This is a genomic window from Chryseobacterium sp. POL2 (assembly GCF_011058315.1).
Lineage (GTDB): Bacteria > Bacteroidota > Bacteroidia > Flavobacteriales > Weeksellaceae > Soonwooa.
The window spans coordinates 781,642-805,663 of record NZ_CP049298.1 but is presented as its reverse complement, the minus strand read 5'-3'; the positions used below and the strand labels follow the sequence as shown (position 1 = coordinate 805,663).

Below are 24,022 nucleotides of genomic sequence, written 5' to 3'. Positions count from 1 at the left end.
TTTTTTAAGAATTAAATATGTCTTTAAAACAAAAAGACTCTCCAACATTGGAAAGTCTTTTTTTATAATTTTAAAATCTTTTTGATTATAAAGAAGCTGAATGTATTAATAGGTCTGTTAACTTATTAGAATAACCAGTTTCGTTATCATACCAAGATACTAATTTAACAAAGTTTGGAGATAGCATAATACCTGCGTCTTTGTCAAAGATTGATGTTCTCTTATCTCCGATAAAATCTTGAGAAACGACTAGATCTTCTGTATATCCTAAAATACCTTTTAGTTCACCTTCAGAAGCTGTTTTAATTGCTGCTGCGATTTCGTCATAAGAAGTTGCTTTTTCTAATCTTACCGTTAAGTCCACTACAGAAACGTCTGCTGTAGGTACTCTGAAAGACATACCAGTCAATTTCCCATTAAGAGAAGGAATCACTTTTCCTACTGCTTTGGCAGCACCTGTAGAAGATGGGATGATGTTAAGAAGTGCAGAACGCCCACCTCTCCAGTCTTTCATAGAAGGGCCATCCACCGTTCTTTGTGTTGCTGTTGTAGCATGTACCGTTGTCATAAGACCTTCAACAATTCCGAAATTATCATGTACTACTTTTGCTAAAGGCGCAAGACAGTTGGTTGTACAAGATGCATTTGAGAAAATTTTGATATCGTCTGTTAATTCTTTGTGGTTAACGCCCATTACGAACATAGGTGTATCATCTTTAGAAGGCGCAGAAAGAACAACTTTCTTTGCACCAGCGTTGATGTGCGCATTTGCAGTATCAGCAGATAAGAAAAGACCTGTTGATTCTACGATGTAGTCAGCACCAACTTCGTTCCATTTTAAGTTATTAGGATCTCTTTCTGAAGTAATGCGGATTGTTTTTCCATTAACTACTAGGTTGTTACCTTCAACTCTGATTTCTCCATTGAAACGTCCATGTACAGAATCATACTTCATCATATAAGCCATGTACTCTGCGTTGATAAGGTCATTAATACCTACGATTTCGATGTTGTCACGCTCTAACATAGCGTTGAATACTAATCCTCCAATTCTACCAAAACCGTTGATACCTACTTTGATTGTTGACATATTTTACTTTTTAATTTGATAATATATTGTTTCTAAAATTACAAAAATTTATATTAATTACATTGCTAATATTTCGGAAATCTTTAGCAAGTCTTTATCTATTTCGTTATGTTTTTTAATGGCCTCTTCGATAGGGGTATAAATAAGTTTGTTAGACTTCATCCCAACCATCACTTTGTTTTTACCTTCTATAAGACCAACTATGGCACCATAACCCATTTTGCTAGCCAATACACGATCCGCGCAACTTGGTGAGCCACCACGCTGGATATGTCCCAACACCGCTACCCGAATATCAAAATTTGGAAATTCCGCTTTTGTTGCTTCAGCTAGATCATAGACATTTCCGAGTTTTTCACCTTCTGCAATCACCACAATGCTTGATGATTTTCCAACTTTTTCAGCTTTTCGGAAAGTACCAAAAAGTTCATCCAGACTGTCTTTTTGTTCAGGAATTAAAATATCCAAAGCCCCAGTTGCAATACCACTATTAAGCGCAATAAAACCAGCATCGCGCCCCATAACTTCCACAAAGAAAACTCTATTATGAGACGTCGCTGTATCACGAATCTTGTCAATAGCTTCCATTGCGGTATTCAAAGCGGTGTCATAACCAATGGTATTATCAGTCCCAAAGATATCATTATCAATAGTACCAGGAACGCCAATAACAGGTATTCCAAATTCTTCATTGAAAATCTTAGCACCAGTAAAACTACCATCTCCACCGATGCATACCAAAGCATCAATATGATGTTTTTTGCATTGTTCAAAAGCTGTGGCACGGCCTTCTGGTGTTTTGAATTCTGAAGAACGGGCAGATTTCAAAATGGTTCCTCCTGCATTAATTATATTTTTAACCGAACGAGGTCCCATTTTGGTAAAATCCCCATGGATAAGACCATTGAAGCCTTCGCGAACGCCATAACATTCCAATCCCATACTATTTGCGGTTCTCACCACTGCACGGATTGCAGCATTCATGCCTGGTGCATCTCCACCAGAAGTCAAAACAGCGACTGTTTTTATTTTTTGATTTGACATGATAATATAATTAGTACGCGAATTTACAAAAAAATCGGCATTTTGTTGTGAAGATAACATTTTTGTAATTTGATTTTAATCACATTTGGTATTGCAGAAAAATGATATTTTTTAGCTCAAGACATATTTTCTATTCGCTCAATCTTTAGTATATTTACAAACGTTAATTTTAATAATAATTAAATTTAAAAATAAATGAAAGTAACCGTTGTTGGCGCTGGTGCTGTAGGAGCATCTTGTGCAGAGTATATTGCGATGAAAAATTTCGCTTCAGAAGTGGTTTTAGTGGATATTAAAGAAGGTTTTGCAGAAGGTAAAGCTATGGATTTAATGCAGTGTGCGTCTCTTAACGCTTTTGATACTAAAATTACTGGTACAACAGGAGATTACAGCAAAACAGCTGGGTCTAAAGTAGCAGTTATTACTTCTGGTATCCCAAGAAAACCAGGGATGACAAGAGAAGAACTTATTGGTATTAACGCAGGAATTGTAAAAGAAGTTACAGAAAACTTAGTAAAACATTCTCCAGACGTTATCATCATTGTAGTTTCTAACCCTATGGATACTATGGCTTACTTGGTACACAAAACTTCTGGCCTTCCAAAAGAAAGAATCATCGGTATGGGTGGAGCTTTAGATTCTGCACGTTTCAAATACAGATTGGCGGAAGCCTTAGATTGCCCAATTTCTGATGTGGACGGAATGGTAATCGCAGCGCATTCTGATACAGGAATGCTTCCTTTGATGACGAAAGCGACAAGAAACGGAGTTCCAGTAACTGAATTTTTATCTGAAGAAAAACAAGCTTACGTAGCTGAAGAAACTAAAGTGGGTGGAGCTACATTGACTAAACTTTTAGGAACTTCTGCTTGGTATGCGCCAGGTGCTGCTGTATCTGTTTTGGTGCAGTCTATCCTTTGCGATCAAAAGAAAATGATTCCTTGTTCTTTAATGTTGGATGGCGAGTACGGACAATCTGATATCTGTCTTGGTGTTCCAGCAATTATTGGCGCTAACGGTGTAGAAAAAATTGTTGATATTACTTTAACAGACGCTGAAAAAGCGAAGTTTGCAGAAGCTGCTAATGCAGTAAGAGAAGTAAATGGCGATTTGAAATTCTAATTAAGTTTGCTTAAATATAATAAAGGAGTACAGAAATGTGCTCCTTTTTTTGTTTTCAGCTAAAATTAATGAGATGATAATCAGTATATAACGAAATATTTAGTGACGAATTTTAATTTTGATGTAACATAATGATATACTTGTTTGTCTTATATTAAAAACAACACATGAAATTATTTTTGGCAAGTGCGGGATTAGTTTGTAGTACTTTTTTTATGGCTCAAACCACCGTTCAAGATACCATAAAATCAAGCTCCATTGAAGAAGTAAAAATTGTTGCTAAAAAGCCAACAGTAGAAACTAAAGTGGACCGAACCGTTTTCAATGTTGCCGAAAGTTCCATTCTTGCAGGAAATACCACTTGGGAGGTTTTAAGAATGACGCCTTTGGTAAGTATAGATAGCGATGACGTTATAAAATCTGAAGGAGAAAGTGTAACGGTTTATATTAACGATAGAAAATCTGTTTTCACAGGAAAAGAGTTGAAGGAATATTTAAAATCTATTCCAGCCGATAATTTGATGAAAATAGAAGTCATTACCAATCCGTCTTCAAGATACGAAACAACCGGACAGGTGATTAATATTGTTCTTAAAAAACGTGACGACGAAGGTATAAAAGGAAGCGTTTCTATGACGAATACACAGAATAGAAAGAACAATCAATATTCGAATCTTAATGTGAATTATCACAAAAAGAACTTTACACAAACTTTGGTAGGAAGTTATAATGACAATACAAATGTTTCGTCTTCTTTAAATGAAATTAAAGAATATAAAGATAATTCATACACAGAAATTCACCAAAATGGCATGTGGAGAGGTAAATCTCCATCGGTTTCATCTACGTCTGAATTAGAATTAAATGATAAAAATAACATTGGAGTTATTGTAGAATTGTATCAGAATAAGAGTAAATCTGAAAACGCCTCGGATGCTGTCAAAACAGTCAATGATGTTCTGTACAATAATTATCATTTGGATCAGAATCAAAATTGGAAATACCGAGTTTTAAGTTCAAATTTATTTTACAAATATTATGATAAGGTTAAAAACAAAATCTTGGATGTTAATTTAGGGGTAAATTACAATGGGCAACAGACGGATAGAACTTTTGATAAGACTCAGTTAATTGCACCAATGTCCACCAATACCAAAATTTTTGAAAACAACGAGACTAGAAATTATTATTTAAAGTTAGATTATTCTCAGCCTTTAGACAGTGTGGGTAGCAGCTTTGAGGTGGGTGCAAAATTCAATTTTAATAACAATGTTATACCAAGTGATTATTACGGGTTTTTAGATCAAAATAATCAACCTACTAATTTGCACAACAGATTTAAATATACAGATAATCTAAATTCAGTTTACGCCAATTATAGTACTAAATTTTTTGAAAAATTAGATGTTAGAGTAGGTTTGAGGTATGAATATATTACCTACAAAATTCTTCAGGAAACAGATCATTTAGAAAGGAAAGACTCTTATGGAACTTTTTTACCTAATGCCCTTTTGAAATATACTTTTACACCTAATTTCAATATTTCTACTTCCTATAATTACAATTTATGGAGGCCTTGGTATTCGGAATTTAATCCGTTTGAGTTGCCAAATAATGATGGAACTTACAGCCGTGGAAATATGTATTTAAATCCCAATCCTAATCATAGATTCACCTTTAAGGTTGGTGTTTACAAAAAGTATTTTCTTTCTGCATCGTATTATTTTACCGATCAAGATTATTGGACAGATTATTACCGTGACGGAGAAAAGCTTGTGATTTTTGAAAATAATTTTGACGGAAAATCTAAGCGTTATAACTTTAGTTTAAATACCAATCAAACCTTTTTCAAAAATAAGTTGAACGTCAACTTAACGGTAGGAGTGAACTACTCCGACAATAGCGATTTCAATAAAAGAAATAACCTGGATATGAAAAGTTACTTAACGAGTTTTACGGCTAGTTCTAACTTTTCGTACACCAATTTGTTCAATAAAAACATTAATGTTTCGGGTTGGGTAGGTGCTTATCAACACAATAATGGTAATTCTATTGGTAATAATCTCAATGTTTTCCATAATATTTCTATCACCAAAATATTTCCAAATAATGGCATTGAAACCTCTTTGCAACTTAATAATATTTTCTTGAGACCTGTTTTTGACAGAACAAGTTATAGCCAAGTGGGAACAATAAGAAATGTAAATAATTCCGATTGGTACGGCGCTGCTTTTACCATTACCAAACGCTTTGGAAACCAAAAAGTAAAAGAAAATACCAAAACCGATGCAGAAAAAAATCAGGGTGGCGGAAAATAAATCGAATTTTTTAAAATAGAGAAGAATGTACGAAAGTGCATTCTTTTTTTTGTTATACCCAAGCTTCTCTTACTGATTTTACCAATAACTCGTGCACGTTGTTGCAACCCGATTTTTGAAGAATATTTTTGCGGTGATTGCGAACGGTGTGAATACTCCGTGCCAGCAGATCCGCTATTTCCTCACTTTTTTTACCCTGAATCATATGCTGTAAAATCTCCAATTCCTTTTTCGAGAAAAGCGACTCCATCATTTTAAAATCCTCTTCCAGATGCACATTGTAGAAAGACGGTGCCCCATGCATACCCATAAATGATAGTTTGGGAATACCCGTAAGTTTTAGGTGTGATAAATCTGTAAAAATAGCCAAAGTACGGGCACCACCTTCAGGAAAAAAATAAATAGGAACTACCTGTTGCAACAGCCTTTTGTAGCTATCATCTTTTAGTTTTAAACGATAATCATAAGAAAATTTATACTTAAAAAACAGATCAGGCGTAAGATTACTAAAAAAACGAACAGCACTTTGTTCATAATGATAATAATACGGTAAATCATCTGGATGAATGCTTTCTAAAACCGTTGCCAACTCAAAATCCTGTGGCGCATAACCCAACACCTTTTCTACATTGGGATGCACGTATTCCATTTGGGCAGTACGGGTATTAAAAATCACATAAAAATAATCGCCAAAATGAAACACATCCATATACCGATTGATGATTTCCTTCTGCGAAAGATCTATTTGTTCAATTATTGATTTTGGAATGTTTTCCCAAATATTTCGTAGTTTCTCTATCTTATCCATCAAAAACAAATGGTTTATAACTTGTAAATAGCTAGATGTAGCTATTTTTTTGTGAATATATTAAATTTATTTTTGATAAAAACATTAACATAAAAAAAAATTTATTATGCCATTATCCAATCTCAACAATGTGCACCTTGGCACTACAGAAACTACAGAAGCATTAGACGCTTTAACACAGTTAGAAAACGCATTAGCAGGAATCAACATCAACCTGACTAGCGAAGACCGCCAACGCTATGGAAGCGTAAATGAACAAAACAAACTCTTTGTTAACAAAATTTACGATTACCACAAAAATCAGCCGCAATTGCAAAACGCACAAGTTGATTGGACCGAGTTTGAAAACGACTACAACAGCCGTATGCTCATGGAAAACCTTACGGGCCGATTAGAAAATCTGCTTACCCGACTGAAAAATGCCAAAACCCTATACGATTACGACAATTATCAGGAAGCACTCATTGACTATGCCTACACCAATTACATGGCAGGTACCAGTACGCCAGGTTATGAAACCAAACAAAACGACCTGAAACAGTTTTTTAGTCGAACCCCAAAAAAGCCGTCTGAAACCCCAACCGATGGGTCGGAGACCCCATAAATGAACCCCTAAACACAAATGATGAATTAAAAAATAGAAGTTTTGGCGTTTGATGAGCCTAATTTTCAACTAAAAAACCTAAAAACTGAGGTTAACAACCGAAAAAATAAGCTTCACCAACCGCAATTTTGGACTTAAAAGCTCCAAATTTTCGGTAAAAGAGAGAAAAATAGCAGTAAAAAACTCCAATACTTCTATCTAGAACCCCAAGACTGGGGCTTAAGACAGAAAAATCTAACCTTGTCAGGATTCCGAACCCTGACAAGGTTTTATACAAAAAACAAAATTTTAAACTAATTAAATTATGAAAACAAAAACAATCATCACTGCAATTATATTGCTATTTAGCATTACAAGCTTTGCACAAAAAATGGAGTATAAAACCACTATGGACTTGGAAGATGGAGAAAAGATATCAGATATCTATACTATTGACCTTAAAGCTAAAACATTAAAAATTAAATTTGAAAATGAAAAAAAAGTAGACTACAAAATAGAAAAATACGAAATAGAAAAAAATCAGGAAGATGAAGATGTTTATGGCGAAGGCAAAGGGGTGAAGTTTACGAAATACCATATAAGACTTGAAAAAAAAACGCAAGATCCATTGGAATTACTAAGGACAATATCATATGTTACATTAATGATTCCTGAAAAACAGTACAGTGCAAAGTTTCGTAAAATTATAGAAATTAAATATTATGGAATGATGTCTTCATTTTATTATGCTGTAATCGAAAATTGAAATATTCTAAAACTAACCCAAACGGAGTTCAAAATTCCGTTTGGGTTTATATAAAAACTATGAGTCTATTCAATTTATTCAACAAAAAAGAAACACCGCCACCCGCCTACCAAGTAGCGCAAGAGTGGCATTACCATACGCGCCTAGGCGAGGAAGCTTCTACCATAAAAATAACCAAAATAGAATATTATACAGGAGTGGGCTGCATTATTCATATTGCGATACTCAATGTCAATATTCAAAATCCGCAACACCCTGACGGATTAAAAGAAATATTGCACATCCCTATTGCCGAAGCCGCTTTGCGAAACAGTACCACACAACTCAAGGACGATCGCTGCGAATTGCCCGATTACGAGTTTGGTTTTGTGCATTGGAAAAACCTATACGACGAAGAAAAAGCCGGCTATTTTAATACGCCAGTAAACGAAATTGTCCATTATTTAGAATCGGGCACTTTTGAAAAAAACTAAAAAATTCTAAGCAAAAAAAATAAGTATCATGAACAAGTTAAAAACAAGAATTGCAGCAATGTTATTGCTATTTAGCATCTATTCCTTTTCTCAAAACACGATATATTACTACGGACAAAGCGAGAAAAAATTTGAAGAAGGTAATTTGGTTAACAAACTAAAGGAAGGCGAATGGAAAAAATACCATTCCAATGGTAATATTTGGGAAATTGGAAAATATAGCAAGGGGCTAAAAGATGGCGAATGGAAAAGTTATCATCCAGAAGGCGGGATATCAGAACTATGGAATTATAAAAATGGAATTGCAATCAGTGAATCTAAATATATTTTCCAGAACGGAAAAACGCAAATGATCCAAAATTTTGATTCCAAAGGACAGCTTTCTGGGGTACGAAAAACGTATAGTTTTGAAGGGGAACTACGTATTGAAGAAAACTTTTTAAATGGAAACCTCCATGGTATTTATAAAAGATATGCTGAAAAAGGAAGACTTGTTGAAACGGGGGAATACAATAACAGTAAAAAAGTTGGAGTGTGGAAGCTATACAACATCAACGGAGAGGTTAAAACTACAAATTATTAATATAATCATGATCACATTAAAAACAACGCTTACGGCAATCCTATTATTTGGAGCAACAATTTTTGCATTTTCTCAAGAGCTTACAATTAAAAAAGTGGGAAATAAATTTGGGTATGAAAACGCAAAAGGAAAAATGGTTATTAAACCTGTTTATGATGATGCCAAAGAATTTTCCGATGAAGGCTGGGCAGAAGTAAATGTAGGGGCTACGGAAAGTGAAATCCTAGGATTAATGGGAGGATTTTGGGGAGTTATAGACGAATCGGGGAAAATCATCGTACCTATAGAATATGATGGGGTGAATTACTTTGCAAATGACAAACTATTTCAAGCCGTGAAGGGTAACAAAGCCTATTTTTATAATAGAAAAGGAAAACTCGTAAAAGTAAAAGATTATACAGATTTAAAAGAATCATTGTTTCAAGACTAATCATTTTACTTAAAATAAATTATTATGAAAAAATGTAATTTCCTTTTTATTTTGCTTTGTTCACTGGCTTCTATTATGGTAGAAGCCTCAAGACCTGCAGTTCAAAAACGCATTGATACAAGCATTCATAAAACAAGTTTCGAAACCACCTACGAAGAATGGATACTGTTTTATGATATAATGAACTTAGCTAATGGTGCAGAAGCCAGGAATTTTGTGAAAAATACAGACGCTAAAAAATATACCGCTTCGCATCCGAAAGAGAAAATCATCCTGACTCAGGAAGATGCTGAATTTGTAAGTCAGTGGTTGGCTAAACATCAAAAAGACCAAAACTATTTACAACAAATTTTAAAGGAAATTGCCAATGCGCCTGCACCGACCTCAGCATCTGTCTCGCCACTTTGTAGCGAGTTAATGACATCTGCACAAGATACTTCGGAAACTTCCATTGGATACAATTATCAAAATGAACTTTGAAAATTAGCTGGCGCCAAGCCTACAATAGACCCAACCGAAGTTGGCAGAGTAAAAGTACAACGCTATTGGAATAAATACAAAAAAGATATCCGTTGTCCTGCAACAGGAGGTAGAGATACTGATGATTTAAGTGTTGCCAAACACGCTGTGGATGCTACGGGGATTCGTTTTGTAAGAGAACTTGCAATAGCCTATAAAGTAGATTTTAATTTTATTGATGAAAAAGATGGATTAACAGTTTTGGATTTTGTTAAAGTTAGGATTGATATGGCTAATAGAACCATACCAAAACCACAAGCACGATTAATTGAATACCAAGCAGTTTATGATGCCATTGTAAGAGCAGGCGGTAAACATTCTGAAAACTGGTTAAAGAAAAGAGATACCTATAAATAGAAAAAAGAGTTATGAAAAACATAGTGTTACTATTCGCATTATTATTGGGTTGGAATTCTGCACACGCCCATTCTAAAGAGTCTAATCCGTTGATAACGCCAGAACATTTTCTGGAAATGGCTTCTATTATTAAAACCGAAACCACCCAAAAAGAATGGTCGCTTTTCTGTGGAATTACCCAACAACCGAATGACTATTATTTTATAGAAGAAACAAAAGTATTGTCGCTCAGTTGGGACGAAGCACTTCGCCTGACTGCATGGTTGGTAGATAACCAAAAAGACCAAGGCTATCTTGCCCAAATACTACAGGAAATTGATGAATGCCCAGCACCGACGGCAGACCAAATCGCCAACCTCTGTCGAACAGTTCGATTTTATGAAAAAGATGAAGCACCAGACGGTATTGGATATACCTATCATCGTTCTCTTTGGAACATGGCATGTGCCGTTCCTAAAGTAGATCCAACCGAGGTTGGACGTGAAAAAGTACGTAAGATGTGGGCAAAACATAAAGAAAATATTAGATGCGAAGTCGGCGGCGGGTCCCGCTCTGAAGATTTAAACATCGCTAAGTTTGCGATTGATAGCACAAACCATCGTTTTGCATCAGAACTGGTAATTGCTTATAAATGTGACTTTAACTTTGTTGATAAAAAAGATGGAATGACGCTTTTGGACTTTGTTCAAAGTAGGATTGATGAAGAGAAAAGACTGACTCCTCCAGCAGAAAACAAAATTCGAGATTATGAAAACCTATACCGAGCTATCGTTAGAAACGGCGGTAAGCACGCCAAAGATTTGTAAATAATCTAAGTTCAGAATTTTTTTAAAACATCTCTTATGAAAAACATAGTGTTACTTTTCTTGTTGCTGATAAGTCAAATCTCCTTAGGACAAAACCACAAAATTGCGCAACTACTCAACAAACAGTTGCAAAAAGAAATGACGCATTTTTATAATGAGAAAGAAAGAGAAAACTTTACCGTTACAGAAGCCTTTCGGATAGATGAAAACAATATCTTGCATTTTGGTTATACGATAAAGAGTTACGATGGAGGAAAAATAAGCATCTACAGTAAAATTCCATTAAACAAAATAATCAATATTGGAAGGGATCACAACATTTATTTTGAAACTTTAGACAACGACGTTACCGAAACCCAAACCCACTACGAAAAAAACGGCAAAATTCTGAAAACAAAAACAGACAAAACGCATTTGTTTTCCACCGAAATCAATAAAGAACATTATCCAAACCGATTTATGAAACGCCTTGCTAAAGCCTTTAAAAAGGCAGGTTACGACATCGAATGCAGTTACTGAATTGGCTGTTGAGGTTAAAATAAAAAAATATTTTATGAAAACAATCTTATTCTTGATGCTGATATTTAATATTCAGCTCATTGCGCAAACCCAAAACAAAAATAATTTCGACATTACAAAAACATACTTGTCCCAAATCCAAGAAGCAGTAGACTATGCGCCCAATACGATGAATCAGAAAATAAACAAACTTAAGCATGTTATTGATCAAGGCAAACATCAACGTAATATCTTAGAAAAGCAACTCCAAAAAACAAAAAGTGAAAAAGAACAACGAGAAATTATCCGTGATTTTAATTTTATTTTACAATCTGTTATTATGCTTAAAACTGATATTCAAAAAAACTTTCCCGTTTCTTCTGAAATAAATTACCTTAATCGAAATATTCCTCTTCTGATCAATAAATTATAAAAAATGTAGCAAACCGAGGTGTTTATTTTTTGTTATTAATCAGAATTAATTTTTCTATCCAAGATCTGTATCTTAACTTTGTGACAATAAAATTTTTAAAATGGTAAAAAGATTAGGAATTGCAGCCGCGATTGCTTTTTTAGGAATATTTCAGGTGTCGGCTCAAACAAAACTAGAGCGCCCAAAGTTGGTGGTAGGCTTGGTTATAGATCAAATGCGTTGGGATTATCTCTACCGTTATTATGATAAATTTCAAGTTGATGGTTTCAAGAGAATGCTTCAACAGGGCTATTCTTTCAACAATGTTATGATTCCGTATTTACCGACGGTTACCGCCATTGGTCACACCAGTATATACACGGGTTCTGTACCTTCCATTCATGGGATTGCAGGAAACGACTGGACGGATAAGGAGACCGGAAAAAGCGTTTATTGTACTACCGATACAGCGTACAAAGGTGTTGGGACAACCTCTGAAAAGATCGGTGCACATTCTCCCAGAAATCTTTGGAGCACAACCATTACCGATCAGTTGGGCATCGCCACTAATTTTAAATCGAAAGTCGTGGGCGTTTCTTTGAAAGACCGCGCTTCCATTTTACCTGCCGGACACAATCCAACGGGTGCTTTTTGGTTTGATGAAACCACAGGGAATTTCATTACCAGCACTTATTATATGCAGGATTTACCGAAATGGGTGGACGATTTTAATGCTAAAAATCTCGCTAAAGAATTGGTTTCTAAAGGTTGGAATACCTTATTGCCAATTGAACAATACACCGAAAGTTCCAGAGATGACGTTCCTTGGGAAAGTCTTTTGGGATCGGCAACGAAACCTGTTTTTCCGTACAATAATTTGCCTGCGGATTATGATAAAAAGAAAGGCGTTCTGAGAACAACACCTTTCGGAAATACCTATACGCTGAAGTTTGCAGAAGCTTCCGTGGATGGCTATCAATTGGGCGCGGATGAAATCACCGATTTTTTAGCGATTAATATTGCCTCTACAGATTATGTTGGTCACGCTTTTGGACCCAATTCTATCGAAGTTGAAGATACTTATTTAAGACTCGACCGTGATTTGGCAGCGTTTTTCAAAATGTTGGATAAAAAGGTAGGGAAGGATAATTATTTGGTGTTCTTGTCTGCGGATCACGGTGGTGCGCATTCTGTGGGTTATTTGCAAGAGAACAAAATGCCAACAGGTTTCTTTGGTGAAGGTTTAAAAAAATCAATCAACGAAGAACTGGAAAAGAAATTTGGAGCCGCTGGTTTGGTGATGGAAATCGACAATTATCAAGTTTATACCCATGATAAACTCATTGCTGAAAAGAGTTTGGATCTTGATGATGTTAAAAAAGCCATTATTTCGCATTTGCAAAAATTACCGGAAATTTTGTACGCCGTAGATATGACGGAAATTGGAGAAGCACCCATTCCAGAACCGATAAAAACAAGAACGATTAATGGCTACAATTGGAAAAGAAGCGGCGATATACAAATGGTGACCAAAGACGGCTATTTGGCTTATTATGCTAAAAAAGGAACCACACATTCTGTTTGGAATTCTTATGATGCGCATATTCCATTGATATTCATGGGCTGGAAAGTTAAAAATGGTGAAAGCAATAAACCGTATTATATGACCGACATTGCACCGACATTGGCTCAGTTTTTAAAAATTGAAAATCCAAGCGGAAACATTGGAGAGCCTATTGTTGAGGTGTTAGGGAAATAACTTTTTATAAAAATGAATTTTGGTACAATATTTACTAATGTTTTGGAGTTAAATACAAATATTAAAAAAAATCCAAAATTCAAACCTATGAAAAAATTATTTTTAGCAGCATCAGCTACATTGTTATTGACTGCAATCTCTTGTAAAAAAGAAACCAGTACACTTGTTACGACTGATAACAATACAGATACTGTAGCAGTTGTACACACTGAAGAAACTACTATAATGACAGAGACAGAAGCGAAAGCTAAAGTTGATCAGGCGAAAGCAGATCTGGACGCTGCAATCAAAAAAGGCGATAAAGTTGCTGAGGAGCGTGCAAGAAAAACATTGTCTGATGCAGAGCTAGCTTGGGAGCATACTAAAGCCGCTGTTAATTCAGCCGCACAAGATGTAAAAGTTGGGGTTAACAACGCGGTAGAAAAAACGAATGAAGCGGCAAAAGATGCTAAAAAAGATTTGAAAACTGCGACAGAAAATGTAAAAAGCGACGTTAACAAAGCTGCACAAGATACCAAAGATGCTACCAAAAAAGCTGCTTCTGATGTTAAAGATGCTTACAACAAAACTTTAGAAAATGCAAAAGCAAAGTAGTTAACCATCATTATAATAATGAAACCGAAGAATATTCTTCGGTTTTTTTTGTATAAAAAGGGAAGCTATTAACTTCCCTTAACAATTATAAAAGTAGCCAATTGATTAATTAACCAATAGATTTTTAGTAAATGAAACGCCGTCTTTAACAATGTTCACAAGATATTTTCCTGGAGTTAAATTGTTAATTGACAGATTGATATTTTTAGAAGAAGATTTAAGACTTCCATAATTTTTAACTTCTCTACCAGCCATGTCAAAAATTGTAACACTGTAATTGCCATCATCAACAAGTTTGATATTGAATTCAGATTTAGCAGGGTTAGGATAGATTAAGGTATTTGCGCCAATTTTTGAAACATCGCTCACTGCTAAAGTTTTGGTTAGTTTAGTGGCTTGCAAGATGGTTCCGTCCGTTCCGTCAAGTAGTAGTAATACGGCACTTAATTTATCCACATTAAAATTAGATGGAATGCTATAATTAAAAGTAAAATTAGCCGCCGAACCATCTGTAATATTTGTTGGGATTGATCCGTTTTGTCCTTTATATCCACCTAGAATAGCTCTACCAACGTGATCGTAAACCATTTGGTTTGCAGGGACTGGATTTGGTAAACTTTCATAGCCTCCCATTTCTCCATTGCCACCACCGGCATAATAGTTAGATTGTCTGTATCCGCTAGCCGTTCCTTTTACACCATCTTCTACAATAATAACAGATAGTTTGTAATTGGCATTTGGATTATTAATAAAAAATTGAGAGTTGGCGTTCGCAGTTAATTGTGTTCCATCAATATTAAAACTTCCTGATAATATAGCTGGTGCAGGAATAGTTCTTCTTGTAAGAACGTAATTTCCTATTGAGTTAGGGTTGATATCAACACCTTTTAGTTCTCTGTCAACATTCATCCCTGGAAATCCACCAAAAGCAGCACCACTATTATATTCGGCAACAACCATTGGGTCGCCATTATGAACACCGATACTGATCTGGTCATCTGGATATTCTTGGTTAACTTGTTCTAGTGCAACCATCCCTCTAGGACACCAGCCGCACCATGTGCCTGTACCTTCTTCAAAAACGACTTTTTTTGAAATCTGCTGAGAAACAATGCTGTTTTGTAAGTTTATTGTATTGTCCGCAGGGTTAGAGTCGGGAGTGTCGTTAACTTGAGTAATGGACAGTGTAATATTTCTTGTCATAACTGTAGGATCGCTAAAAGAAACCGCGATAGGATGGGTAACTTCTCGTTGCTGGCCTGCACTTAGATAGGCCGTGATTCTTTGTTTGCGTTCGCTTGTACCATCGTTCCAACTAATTTCAACTGAGCTGATGGAGTTGGTTCCTACATTTTTTATTGTAGCTTTAATGAAAGTTTCTCCGCCAGGTAGTAAAAACTTGTCGAGTTTAGCACTTACCATTTTAACATCGTTGGTTGCAAAAACATTTTTTGATACTACATTAAAATTAGTCCCATTGTCTGGGAGGTTCATCGTACTAGCATTAGCAAAAGTAGTTATGCATAATGCTATTGCTAAAAGATAGTTTTTCTTCATAATAAATTTATTTAGATTATTTTTTTAAACCTATATTAAACTCAAATAGATATGTTTTTTCCATAATGAAAAAAACATATCTATAAAGTATTACTAGACAGAAGTAATATTTCTGTTTAGTAATTTAAAATTACTTAACCAACAGATCTTTTGTAAAAGACACACCATCTTTTGCAATATTGATCATATATTTTCCAGGTAGTAAATTAATCGGAACATTGATATTCTTGGATGAAGAGTTCATTGTACCATAATTTTTCACCTCGCGTCCTGACATATCATAAATGCTTACTGTATATTTACCATCGTCAACAAGTTTGATATTGAATTCAGATTTTGCAGGATTAGGATAAATTAACGTGTTAGCTCCGATTTTTGAGATATCATTAACTGCGAGTGTTTTATTAAGTTTTGTCGCATTAAGGATGCTTCCGTCATTAGCATCGATTAATAACAATACAGCACTCATTTTATCGGCATTATAAGCCGCAGGAATTGTATAACTAAATGTATAGTTTGCAGTAGATCCATCTGTGATTGCTGTAGGAACAGATCCTGCCTGCCCTGCATAACCGCCTAACAATGCTCTACCGACATGGTCGTATATCATTTGTGATGCTGGGACAGGACTTGGTAGACTTTCGAATCCTCCCATTGGTCCGTTACCACCGCCAGCGTAATAATTAACTTGTCCATAATTAGAACTTGTGCCCTTCACGCCATCTTCTACTACTACAACGCCCATTTTGAAATTGGCCGAAGAATTATTGATATAGAATTGTGCGCTAACATTAGCTGTGAGTTCTGAACCAGAAATGGTATAATCTCCAGAAAGTTTAACTGGTGTAGGCAGATTTTTTCTGCTAATTACAAAATCGTTAATGCCTGCTGGTCCTGGATCTTCGTTCTTTAGTTCTCTATCGACATTCATACCTGGGAAACCAGCAAAAGCAGCTCCTGAGTTGTATGCGGCCAATACCATTGGGTCACCATTATGAACGGCTATACTAATTTGATCATTAGGATAGTCTTGGTTAACTTTGTCTAGCCCAACCATTCCTCGAGGACACCAGCCACACCATGTACCCGTACCTTCTTCAAGAACGACTTTTTTAGCTACGAGTTGGGATGCTACAGAGGTTTTTGCTGTACCAATATTATCACTTGGATTTGAATCTGTAGAGCCATTAACTTTAGAAATTGTTAAGCTAAAGTTTTTTGTTGTAATATCAGAGTAATTTACTTTTGTTGGATGCGCCACAAGCGCCGAAGCTCCTGGAGCAATATTAGTAGATACAGTCGCAATATGATCTGTTGTACCATCATTCCAATTTAATTCTAAGGAAGTAATAGTATTGGCTCCCATATTTTTAATATTAAACATCAAATCATTTTGACTTCCAGCAACAATGTATTTATCGATGGATGATGAAACGAGTTTAGCATTATTATCTTCTAATGTTTCTATTGAAAGATTGTCGAACAATAGATAATACATATCCGAAGTATTAAAGTGTCTAAAGGATAAATAAACTGTTTGACCAGCGTAGCTAGAAACATCTATAGCCACTTCTTTGATTCCACCTACAAATGGAAGCGTTTCTTCTTTAATAGGTGTTGTGGCAAGCACATCCGCTGCAACATTAGTTGGTGATAAGTAAATTGCATAATGCTCGGAACCATAAGATCCGTTGTATGATGCCACTTGGTATTTTAAGAAAATGTTATTAACACCAGTAGGTAAGGTTATGGGCGTAGAAGTAACCAAATTGTTGGGCGTCAACGGAATGTTTTGATAGGAGTATGATCCTAGCGTTCTGGTACCTAAGCCAGCATTTGGATAAATATTACTAGCATTGGCTACGAAGAACTTTTTCCCATCGCCATCTAGGTCGGTGTTTGTCCAAGTGTTGAAATCTAAAGATTCAAAATTTTGCGAATAATGCACCTGTGCACTAAGCGTGTTGGCGAGCAAAAATGCTGCCGCTACAGTGTAAAGTTTTTTCATAAAAATATTTTGTGATTTGGTTGTGTGTTTTGGGTTGGTGGGGGAAATTATTTCTTCATAATTTTTTGAGTTTGGTTTTTACCGTTCGCATTTTTAATATTCAAAATATAAACACCGGTTGCTAAGTTTTGAACATTAACCTTGTTATCTCCAACTTTAATATCAGAATTCAAAACCAATTTGGAATTCATGTCAAACAACTGGAAACTCGTATTGATTTTAGAATTTAATTCTAAAGAATTGGTAACGACTGTATTTTTAACTAAAACATCTTTAACAGCGTTAACATCTGTTACTGCAAGATTTTTGTCATAGATATATTTTACACGAATTGGCGTTCCTATTTCGTTGTCAAACGCATCTACTTGATAGAATTTGAAAGAAGCACTCATTGGCGCATCATAATCTTTTTGGTTCCATAAGAAGTCATTATCTCCCGAGTTAGAGCCTGGTGCGATAACGTAACCTTCTGGTGGGTAGTTAAAATTAAGCATTACGAAAGGCATACAATATCCACCGAAACAGAACTGGAAGCTATCGCCATCGCTATTTTCTAGAGATTCGCAGATCATTTTAACTTTGATGTCTTCTGTAGTTGATGAATTGATTACTCGGTAATACATTTTGCTGGCATCATCATCAAAAGTATTAAAGGAGAATACTGCGCCATCGTTAATAACTGTACCGTCGTGTTTTTTGATAAGCATTTGTGCATTGGATAATGCAAATCCTAAGAATGTTGAAAGGATAAAAAATTTCTTCATAACTCTACTTTTTATAAATTGTTTTACGTTTTTTTATAATGTTTCTAATGCGTTTGTTGTGTTAGCCATTGCTTCACGAACATTCAACACTTCGTTTTGCGCATTCATAACGGCAACGATTATTTTTACATTTTCTTTATTAAAATTAGCTGGAATGGTATAGCTAAAGTTTTTGAAATATCCCGTGTTGTTTTGAGAATTAGTATTTGGAATGTTTTCGCCTTTTATAGGCGTTAATGAGGCTCTCAAAACATTATGATTAACATAATTTTCGATAATAGGAACGCCACCATATAAGATTGGTTTTCCACCAGATCCGTTGAAGTAGTTGTGTTGAGGGTAGGTAATTTTATCTTCCACAATATAAGCTACCAATTTTAGATTGTCATAGTTGTCCGCAAAAGCTAGGTTGTACTCACCAGACAAGGTATTGCCTTCTAGTTTTGATGTAATCGCGATACCAATTTTACTATAAGCTTTTATTAAAGATATCGGAAAAGAAACATCCGCAAAATCATTATTCGCTGTGCTCCAGTTCTTTGTACGGTTTAGCAAAATTGTTGGATAGGCCCCAATTTTTAATTCCGAAATAAGGGCTTGCGACGCTTCGCTTGTGAAAGGATCACTTCCTACATTTGGTCCATGGATGCCAAGAATTACTGCTTTGTCATTTTGTTTGATTAAATTATCAAACCTAACACTCGCAATAGGGCAGTTACCACACCAGGTTCCTGTAAAATCTTCATACATGATACGATGTACAAAGTTAACACCTGTTAATGCAATCGCTTTTATGGATAAAACTTTACTTGTAAATTCTTTATAAGTTGCAGTAATCTTATAATCGCCAATAGCTTCTGGGATATAGGTGTTTTCGTCGATTTGTACACCATTAATATAGAATTTCGCTTCCGCAGTTACATCGTTATTAAGATTGTCTGTTAAACTAAATTTTACAGAATTTCCTAACAAAACCGCGTTTTCACTTGATGATAATTTAACAAAAGTTACCACATCCCTACCTTCATCACTTTCCGAGCCTGCACATGATTTTAGTAAAATAACAAACAAAGTTAGCAATAGTAATATTTTCTTCATTTTATACGTAATTTCAAAAGATTTATGTAAAACTAAATATTTTTTCGTTTAAGTAGGAAATAAAATGATAAAAAAGTGAAAAAAAATATAATAAACGATATTCGTAAAAAAAAATTAAGTTTTTGAATCTAGAATTAAATTTTTATTAATAGTTTAGTGTTTTAAAAAAATATATAAATCACATATTAAGTATTATGAAGAGATTTGCAATTGGACTAGCGATTATCGGCAGTACTTTATTGAATGCGCAAGCAATTGACAATATTGTAGCAAAAAACATCGAAGGAAAAAATGTTGCACTAAAGGATATGAATAATGAAAAACCTTTAGTAATGAGTTTCTGGGCAACTTGGTGCCTTCCATGCATGGAAGAACTAAATGTTGTTAATGAGAATTTGGAAGAATGGAAAAAAGAAAGAGATTTTGATTTTGTTGCGGTTTCTACAGATGACCCAAGAACTGTTGCTAAAGTGAAGACTGTTGTTAAAGGGAAAGGCTGGGAGTTTGACCAAGTTCTTTTAGATTCTTCTCAATCTATCAAAAGACAACTCAATGTTAACAATGTACCGACTACGCTAGTATATTATAAAAACAAATTAGTTTATTCTCATGTGGGATATGTGCCAGGTGACGAAGTAACACTTTTTGAAGAACTAAAAAAATTGCAGTAATTTTTTAATATGAAGAAAAAACTACTCCCTATAATAATGCTACTAGGACAAGGTATGATGTATGCCCAGTTCAACGCCAGTTTAGATTCTAATAATCAATATTATGTAGATGACAAAAAAATAAAACTAGCAGAAACCGAAGCCGACCAAAGATTCCGCTCCAACTCTTACTTAACCATGACTTATAAATATAAGCAATTTACAGTAGGAGCACAGGTAGAATCTTATGAGCCAAAAGCTTTACTCAATTATTCACCAGATTTTAAAAGTGTAAACCTTGGGACTTATTATGTTAACTATAATAACGAAAAAGGGGTTGATGTTACTTTAGGACATTTCTACGACCAATTTGGATCGGGCTTGGCACTCAGAACTTGGGAAGACAGACAATTGGGAATTGCCAACTCCTTAGTCGGTGGTCGCGTCAAATTATCTTTTGCTGATGACTTAGCAACGGTGAAAGCACTTTATGGAAAACAACGTGTTGGGATGGGGTTCGATCTTTCCAAAACCAGCGTTGCAGGTGTTGATGCAGAGTTCCAATTGACGAAAGCTTTGGGATCGGATAAGTTTGATTCAAATGTTGGATTCAGTTTTGTCAACAAGCATGAATCCGAAGATCCTAATTTTATAAATGCACCAGCAGACGTCAATATTTATGGTGTCCGTTGGAATAACGAATACAAAGATTTTTATCTAAACGCAGAATATCTTTATAAAACTAAAGATGCCATCAAAATGGCGTCAGCAGTGGATCCAGTTAACGTATATTCTGGAAATGCCATGAATGTTGTTCTGGGATTTGCAAAGACAGGTTTTGGTATTAGTGGAACGCTTCGTCGTTTGGAAAATTTCAACATCTATTCGGATAGAGAACGTATTGGCAATCAATACAATCAAGCTTTGCTTAACTACACGCCAGCACTTACAAAACAGTTTGACTATAGTTTAGCAAATATCTACGTTTATCAAGCGCAACCACAAATGACTTTCTTCCCACAAAGAAAAGCTGGTGAAATAGGTTCTCAGTTTGACATTAATTACCAGTTCAAAAAAGGCACAGCTCTTGGAGGAAAATATGGTACAGACATCGCCGTCAACTTCGCAAATTGGTATGGACTAAAAGGAAAATACCGTGTCTATGAAGATTATAACACAGTGGAGACTAAGGCCTTGGATCTAGGAGAACGTTATTATTCAGATTTCAATGTTGATATTAGAAAAAAACTAACACAAAATTGGAATACGGCTTTAATCTATGTTTATCAAGATTATAATACCGACAGAATCCAAGAGACAGAAGGGCATGTGTACGCGACAACAACAGTTTGGGATAACTTATTCAAAATAAATAAAAATTCATTAAAGCTAGAATTACAGCATCAGTGGGCAAATTCGTCTTATAAAAATTGGGCGGCAGCACTCACAGAGTTTAATTTTAAAAAGAATTGGTCTATATTTGTAAGCGATATGTATAATTACGGAAACGATGACAAGGAAAAACAAATGCATTATTATACTTTCGGAGGAGTTTTCAGAAAGAATTCAACAAGAATTCAAGCTTCTTATGGACGTCAAAGAGGTGGGTTAATATGCGTAGGTGGCGTTTGTCGTATGGTTCCGGAAAACACTGGTTTTACGCTTAATATCAATACAACATTCTAGATTAATTTCTTAATATTTAGCAAAAAATGAATTTAAAGAAGATTTTATTATTTCTTTCCTTTATTTTTTCAGTTTTAGTCGTAGCACAAGTTCAGAATCCTGTAAAGTTTCAATTTGATGTTAAAGACTTAGGAAAAGGAGAGTATGAAGCTGTGTTAACTGCAAAAATGGAGGACAAATGGCATATCTATTCACAAGATTTGCCAGAAGATTCTGGATTTCCAACAGAATTTAAGTTGTCTTCAAAACAAGGAATTACAACAATAGGTAAAGTCTTGGAGGTAGGGAAGAAGCATGACGAATATTCCGAAGCTTTCGGGGCGCAGATTGTTTATTACGCCAACCAAGTTTTGTTCAAACAAAAATTTAAAGCTAAAAATCCTGATAAAGATTTTAAAGTTGCGGCAGAAATTACCTATCAAGTTTGTAACGACAGATTGTGTCTTGCGCCAACAACTTTAGAATTCGAAAAAGAGGTTAAAAGCACAACGCCTAAAGTTGAAGATGCTACAAAACCAGAAGAAGCACTTGCTACAACAGATACGGCATCAGTGGCCATTCCAGAAGCTAATGGCGAAATAACAGTGGTGTCACCTGTTAGCACAAATCACGAAGAACAACTTAAAATTAACTCTTTGGATTTCAGAAATCCATTGACGAATTGTGGTGTTGTACAAGAGCATGCTGGTGGCGATAACAACTGGTTAATCTTAGCGTTAGGTTTTTTGGGTGGACTTATTGCCTTGTTGACACCTTGTGTTTTCCCAATGATTCCTTTGACGGTTTCGTTTTTTACAAAAGGAAGCAAAGACAAAGCAAAAGGAAAACGCGACGCTTTTATTTACGGATTTTTCATCTTATTAATCTTCGTATTATTAAGTATTCCGTTTCATATTATTGATGGTATTTCTGGAAATATCTTTAATCAAATCTCAACAAATATTTGGTTGAATATTTTCTTCTTTATCATCTTTATTTTCTTTGCATTCAGTTTCTTCGGTTATTACGAAATTACCTTACCAAACTGGGTTGCAAACAAATCATCAAAAGCAGAAGAAGCGGGTGGACTTATCGGGATATTCTTCATGGCTTTAACTTTGGTTATCGTCTCGTTTTCGTGTACAGGACCTATTTTGGGAAGTTTGCTAGGAGGCGTTGTTACAGGATCGTCCAATGTGCCGACTTTATTAACTTTTGCATTAGCAGGATTTGGATTGTCTTGGGCATTGGTATTCGGGCTTTTGGCATTGTTCCCGCAAGCATTACAAAGTCTTCCAAAATCAGGTGGCTGGATGAATACTGTGAAGGTTGTTTTAGGATTTATCGAAGTCGCTTTGGCTTTAAAATTCCTTTCAAAAGCAGATTTAGTTTCCAAAACTTTCTTATTAAAAAGAGAACTTTTCATTGTGTTATGGATTATCATAACTATTGGATTAGTCCTTTATTTATTCGGGAAAATAAGATTCCCACACGATGATAAAGAACCGAAGATTTCTTTAGGAAGAAAATTATTAGGTGTTTTAGGTTTAGGATTTTTAGGTTATTTAATTTATGGTCTTATCCCTTCTGACAAACCAAAACTTCAATTGTTAAGTGGCATTCTTCCTCCGATGAATGTAAGTTATTTTCATAATGAAGAAGATGGCGTTTTAGGATTAAAACTGCATCATAATTATTTCGACGCTTTAGAAGAAGCCAAGAAACAAGGCAAACCGGTACTTATCGACTTTACAGGTTATGGTTGCGAAAACTGTCGTAAAATGGAGGAATTCGTTTGGAGTCAGGAAGATATTTTGCCATTATTACAGAACGATGTTGTGATTGCTTCAGTATATGTTGATGACAAAGAAGAATTGCCAGAAGCAGAGCAAATGAAAATTGATATGGGTGGCGGTCAAATGAAGAAAATTAAAACCATTGGTGACAAATGGTCCATGTTCCAACAGGTGAATTTTAATAACAATTCGCAGCCACACTATGTATTGGTAACGCCAGACCAAAAGGTGATTAACACGCCAGTATCAGGCTATATGCCAAAAGATGATTTCAAGAAATTCTTAGAATGTGGAATCAATTATTATAAAAAGAATTAATTCT

The 24,022-nt window shown here is 35.1% G+C and carries 24 protein-coding genes; 17 read left to right on the top strand and 7 right to left on the bottom strand.

All coding sequences use genetic code 11. From position 1 onward, the window contains the following. Positions 1–85: 85 nt before the first annotated feature. Positions 86–1,090 carry a type I glyceraldehyde-3-phosphate dehydrogenase gene (gene gap / locus G6R40_RS03820; RefSeq protein ID WP_165131756.1) on the bottom strand — a complete coding sequence of 335 codons (1,005 nt, stop codon included), beginning with the start codon at positions 1,088–1,090 and terminating at the stop codon, positions 86–88. A 57-nt stretch (positions 1,091–1,147) separates the two neighbouring features. Further along, positions 1,148–2,134 (bottom strand): 6-phosphofructokinase, encoded by a 987-nt coding sequence (gene pfkA, locus G6R40_RS03815; RefSeq protein ID WP_165131753.1) that lies wholly within the window; start codon positions 2,132–2,134, stop codon positions 1,148–1,150. Positions 2,135–2,329: 195 nt separating this feature from the next. On the opposite strand from pfkA, the gene G6R40_RS03810 reads away from it, so the two are divergent. Beyond that, entirely contained in the window at positions 2,330–3,256 is a 927-nt protein-coding gene (locus tag G6R40_RS03810) for a malate dehydrogenase (protein WP_165131750.1), read from the top strand. A 167-nt stretch (positions 3,257–3,423) separates the two neighbouring features. Next, positions 3,424–5,574 (top strand): outer membrane beta-barrel family protein, encoded by a 2,151-nt coding sequence (locus tag G6R40_RS03805; RefSeq protein WP_165131747.1) that lies wholly within the window; start codon positions 3,424–3,426, stop codon positions 5,572–5,574. Between the two features lie 52 nt (positions 5,575–5,626). On the opposite strand, the gene G6R40_RS03800 is transcribed toward G6R40_RS03805, so the two are convergent. Then, on the bottom strand, positions 5,627–6,382 hold the full coding sequence (locus tag G6R40_RS03800; protein ID WP_165131745.1) for a LuxR C-terminal-related transcriptional regulator: 756 nt from the start codon (positions 6,380–6,382) through the stop codon (positions 5,627–5,629). A gap of 106 nt (positions 6,383–6,488) precedes the next feature. Here G6R40_RS03800 and G6R40_RS03795 point away from each other — a divergent pair, with 106 nt between their 5' ends. From G6R40_RS03795 to G6R40_RS03740, 12 genes are all read left to right on the top strand, one after another. Further along, positions 6,489–6,986 carry a hypothetical protein gene (locus G6R40_RS03795; RefSeq protein ID WP_165131743.1) on the top strand — a complete coding sequence of 166 codons (498 nt, stop codon included), beginning with the start codon at positions 6,489–6,491 and terminating at the stop codon, positions 6,984–6,986. Positions 6,987–7,290: 304 nt separating this feature from the next. Beyond that, positions 7,291–7,731, top strand: a complete 441-nt coding sequence (locus G6R40_RS03790) for a hypothetical protein (RefSeq protein WP_165131741.1) — start codon at positions 7,291–7,293, stop codon at positions 7,729–7,731. A gap of 59 nt (positions 7,732–7,790) precedes the next feature. Next, a complete protein-coding gene (locus G6R40_RS03785; protein WP_165131739.1) occupies positions 7,791–8,204 on the top strand; it encodes a hypothetical protein in 414 nt (137 codons plus the stop codon). 28 nt (positions 8,205–8,232) lie between these two features. Further along, a complete protein-coding gene (locus G6R40_RS03780; RefSeq protein ID WP_165131737.1) occupies positions 8,233–8,787 on the top strand; it encodes a toxin-antitoxin system YwqK family antitoxin in 555 nt (184 codons plus the stop codon). Between the two features lie 7 nt (positions 8,788–8,794). After that, positions 8,795–9,217 (top strand): WG repeat-containing protein, encoded by a 423-nt coding sequence (locus tag G6R40_RS03775; protein WP_165131735.1) that lies wholly within the window; start codon positions 8,795–8,797, stop codon positions 9,215–9,217. Positions 9,218–9,241: 24 nt separating this feature from the next. Further along, positions 9,242–9,697 (top strand): hypothetical protein, encoded by a 456-nt coding sequence (locus G6R40_RS03770; protein ID WP_165131733.1) that lies wholly within the window; start codon positions 9,242–9,244, stop codon positions 9,695–9,697. Positions 9,698–9,844: 147 nt separating this feature from the next. After that, positions 9,845–10,093 carry a hypothetical protein gene (locus G6R40_RS03765; protein WP_165131731.1) on the top strand — a complete coding sequence of 83 codons (249 nt, stop codon included), beginning with the start codon at positions 9,845–9,847 and terminating at the stop codon, positions 10,091–10,093. A gap of 11 nt (positions 10,094–10,104) precedes the next feature. Beyond that, positions 10,105–10,899: a hypothetical protein gene (locus G6R40_RS03760; protein ID WP_165131729.1), complete on the top strand. Its 795-nt coding sequence runs from the start codon at positions 10,105–10,107 to the stop codon at positions 10,897–10,899. A 36-nt stretch (positions 10,900–10,935) separates the two neighbouring features. Beyond that, on the top strand, positions 10,936–11,418 hold the full coding sequence (locus G6R40_RS03755; RefSeq protein WP_165131726.1) for a hypothetical protein: 483 nt from the start codon (positions 10,936–10,938) through the stop codon (positions 11,416–11,418). Between the two features lie 34 nt (positions 11,419–11,452). Beyond that, positions 11,453–11,830 carry a hypothetical protein gene (locus tag G6R40_RS03750; RefSeq protein ID WP_165131724.1) on the top strand — a complete coding sequence of 126 codons (378 nt, stop codon included), beginning with the start codon at positions 11,453–11,455 and terminating at the stop codon, positions 11,828–11,830. A gap of 100 nt (positions 11,831–11,930) precedes the next feature. Next, a complete protein-coding gene (gene pafA / locus G6R40_RS03745; protein WP_165131722.1) occupies positions 11,931–13,568 on the top strand; it encodes an alkaline phosphatase PafA in 1,638 nt (545 codons plus the stop codon). An 87-nt stretch (positions 13,569–13,655) separates the two neighbouring features. Continuing rightward, entirely contained in the window at positions 13,656–14,162 is a 507-nt protein-coding gene (locus tag G6R40_RS03740) for a hypothetical protein (RefSeq protein WP_165131720.1), read from the top strand. Positions 14,163–14,267: 105 nt separating this feature from the next. Here the strand turns inward: G6R40_RS03740 and G6R40_RS03735 are convergent, their stop codons facing one another. The 4 genes from G6R40_RS03735 to G6R40_RS03720 form a co-directional block, all read right to left on the bottom strand. Beyond that, on the bottom strand, positions 14,268–15,719 hold the full coding sequence (locus G6R40_RS03735; protein ID WP_165131718.1) for a T9SS type A sorting domain-containing protein: 1,452 nt from the start codon (positions 15,717–15,719) through the stop codon (positions 14,268–14,270). Between the two features lie 130 nt (positions 15,720–15,849). Next, entirely contained in the window at positions 15,850–17,727 is a 1,878-nt protein-coding gene (locus tag G6R40_RS03730; RefSeq protein ID WP_165131715.1) for an Omp28-related outer membrane protein, read from the bottom strand. Between the two features lie 47 nt (positions 17,728–17,774). Beyond that, entirely contained in the window at positions 17,775–18,491 is a 717-nt protein-coding gene (locus tag G6R40_RS03725) for a T9SS type A sorting domain-containing protein (RefSeq protein ID WP_165131713.1), read from the bottom strand. 33 nt (positions 18,492–18,524) lie between these two features. After that, on the bottom strand, positions 18,525–19,589 hold the full coding sequence (locus G6R40_RS03720; RefSeq protein WP_165131711.1) for an Omp28-related outer membrane protein: 1,065 nt from the start codon (positions 19,587–19,589) through the stop codon (positions 18,525–18,527). Between the two features lie 194 nt (positions 19,590–19,783). On the opposite strand from G6R40_RS03720, the gene G6R40_RS03715 reads away from it, so the two are divergent. From G6R40_RS03715 to G6R40_RS03705, 3 genes are read left to right on the top strand one after another with little or no spacing between them, the layout of a single operon-like run. Then, the gene (locus G6R40_RS03715) at positions 19,784–20,260 is read left to right on the top strand and encodes a TlpA family protein disulfide reductase (protein ID WP_165131709.1); all 477 of its coding nucleotides are present in this window, start codon (positions 19,784–19,786) and stop codon (positions 20,258–20,260) included. Positions 20,261–20,269: 9 nt separating this feature from the next. Then, on the top strand, positions 20,270–21,925 hold the full coding sequence (locus tag G6R40_RS03710; protein WP_165131707.1) for a DUF6029 family protein: 1,656 nt from the start codon (positions 20,270–20,272) through the stop codon (positions 21,923–21,925). Between the two features lie 26 nt (positions 21,926–21,951). Then, positions 21,952–24,018 (top strand): protein-disulfide reductase DsbD family protein, encoded by a 2,067-nt coding sequence (locus G6R40_RS03705; protein ID WP_165131705.1) that lies wholly within the window; start codon positions 21,952–21,954, stop codon positions 24,016–24,018. The last annotated feature ends 4 nt before the right edge of the window (positions 24,019–24,022 follow it).

What these genes read in the sequence shown, in the direction of transcription:
- gap (WP_165131756.1), bottom strand. Translation starts at nt 1,090, where the DNA reads ATGTCAACAATCAAAGTAGGTATCAACGGTTTTGGTAGAATTGGAGGA.
- pfkA (WP_165131753.1), bottom strand. Translation starts at nt 2,134, where the DNA reads ATGTCAAATCAAAAAATAAAAACAGTCGCTGTTTTGACTTCTGGTGGA.
- G6R40_RS03810 (WP_165131750.1), top strand. Translation starts at nt 2,330, where the DNA reads ATGAAAGTAACCGTTGTTGGCGCTGGTGCTGTAGGAGCATCTTGTGCA.
- G6R40_RS03805 (WP_165131747.1), top strand. Translation starts at nt 3,424, where the DNA reads ATGAAATTATTTTTGGCAAGTGCGGGATTAGTTTGTAGTACTTTTTTT.
- G6R40_RS03800 (WP_165131745.1), bottom strand. Translation starts at nt 6,382, where the DNA reads ATGGATAAGATAGAGAAACTACGAAATATTTGGGAAAACATTCCAAAA.
- G6R40_RS03795 (WP_165131743.1), top strand. Translation starts at nt 6,489, where the DNA reads ATGCCATTATCCAATCTCAACAATGTGCACCTTGGCACTACAGAAACT.
- G6R40_RS03790 (WP_165131741.1), top strand. Translation starts at nt 7,291, where the DNA reads ATGAAAACAAAAACAATCATCACTGCAATTATATTGCTATTTAGCATT.
- G6R40_RS03785 (WP_165131739.1), top strand. Translation starts at nt 7,791, where the DNA reads ATGAGTCTATTCAATTTATTCAACAAAAAAGAAACACCGCCACCCGCC.
- G6R40_RS03780 (WP_165131737.1), top strand. Translation starts at nt 8,233, where the DNA reads ATGAACAAGTTAAAAACAAGAATTGCAGCAATGTTATTGCTATTTAGC.
- G6R40_RS03775 (WP_165131735.1), top strand. Translation starts at nt 8,795, where the DNA reads ATGATCACATTAAAAACAACGCTTACGGCAATCCTATTATTTGGAGCA.
- G6R40_RS03770 (WP_165131733.1), top strand. Translation starts at nt 9,242, where the DNA reads ATGAAAAAATGTAATTTCCTTTTTATTTTGCTTTGTTCACTGGCTTCT.
- G6R40_RS03760 (WP_165131729.1), top strand. Translation starts at nt 10,105, where the DNA reads ATGAAAAACATAGTGTTACTATTCGCATTATTATTGGGTTGGAATTCT.
- G6R40_RS03755 (WP_165131726.1), top strand. Translation starts at nt 10,936, where the DNA reads ATGAAAAACATAGTGTTACTTTTCTTGTTGCTGATAAGTCAAATCTCC.
- G6R40_RS03750 (WP_165131724.1), top strand. Translation starts at nt 11,453, where the DNA reads ATGAAAACAATCTTATTCTTGATGCTGATATTTAATATTCAGCTCATT.
- pafA (WP_165131722.1), top strand. Translation starts at nt 11,931, where the DNA reads ATGGTAAAAAGATTAGGAATTGCAGCCGCGATTGCTTTTTTAGGAATA.
- G6R40_RS03740 (WP_165131720.1), top strand. Translation starts at nt 13,656, where the DNA reads ATGAAAAAATTATTTTTAGCAGCATCAGCTACATTGTTATTGACTGCA.
- G6R40_RS03735 (WP_165131718.1), bottom strand. Translation starts at nt 15,719, where the DNA reads ATGAAGAAAAACTATCTTTTAGCAATAGCATTATGCATAACTACTTTT.
- G6R40_RS03730 (WP_165131715.1), bottom strand. Translation starts at nt 17,727, where the DNA reads ATGAAAAAACTTTACACTGTAGCGGCAGCATTTTTGCTCGCCAACACG.
- G6R40_RS03725 (WP_165131713.1), bottom strand. Translation starts at nt 18,491, where the DNA reads ATGAAGAAATTTTTTATCCTTTCAACATTCTTAGGATTTGCATTATCC.
- G6R40_RS03720 (WP_165131711.1), bottom strand. Translation starts at nt 19,589, where the DNA reads ATGAAGAAAATATTACTATTGCTAACTTTGTTTGTTATTTTACTAAAA.
- G6R40_RS03715 (WP_165131709.1), top strand. Translation starts at nt 19,784, where the DNA reads ATGAAGAGATTTGCAATTGGACTAGCGATTATCGGCAGTACTTTATTG.
- G6R40_RS03710 (WP_165131707.1), top strand. Translation starts at nt 20,270, where the DNA reads ATGAAGAAAAAACTACTCCCTATAATAATGCTACTAGGACAAGGTATG.
- G6R40_RS03705 (WP_165131705.1), top strand. Translation starts at nt 21,952, where the DNA reads ATGAATTTAAAGAAGATTTTATTATTTCTTTCCTTTATTTTTTCAGTT.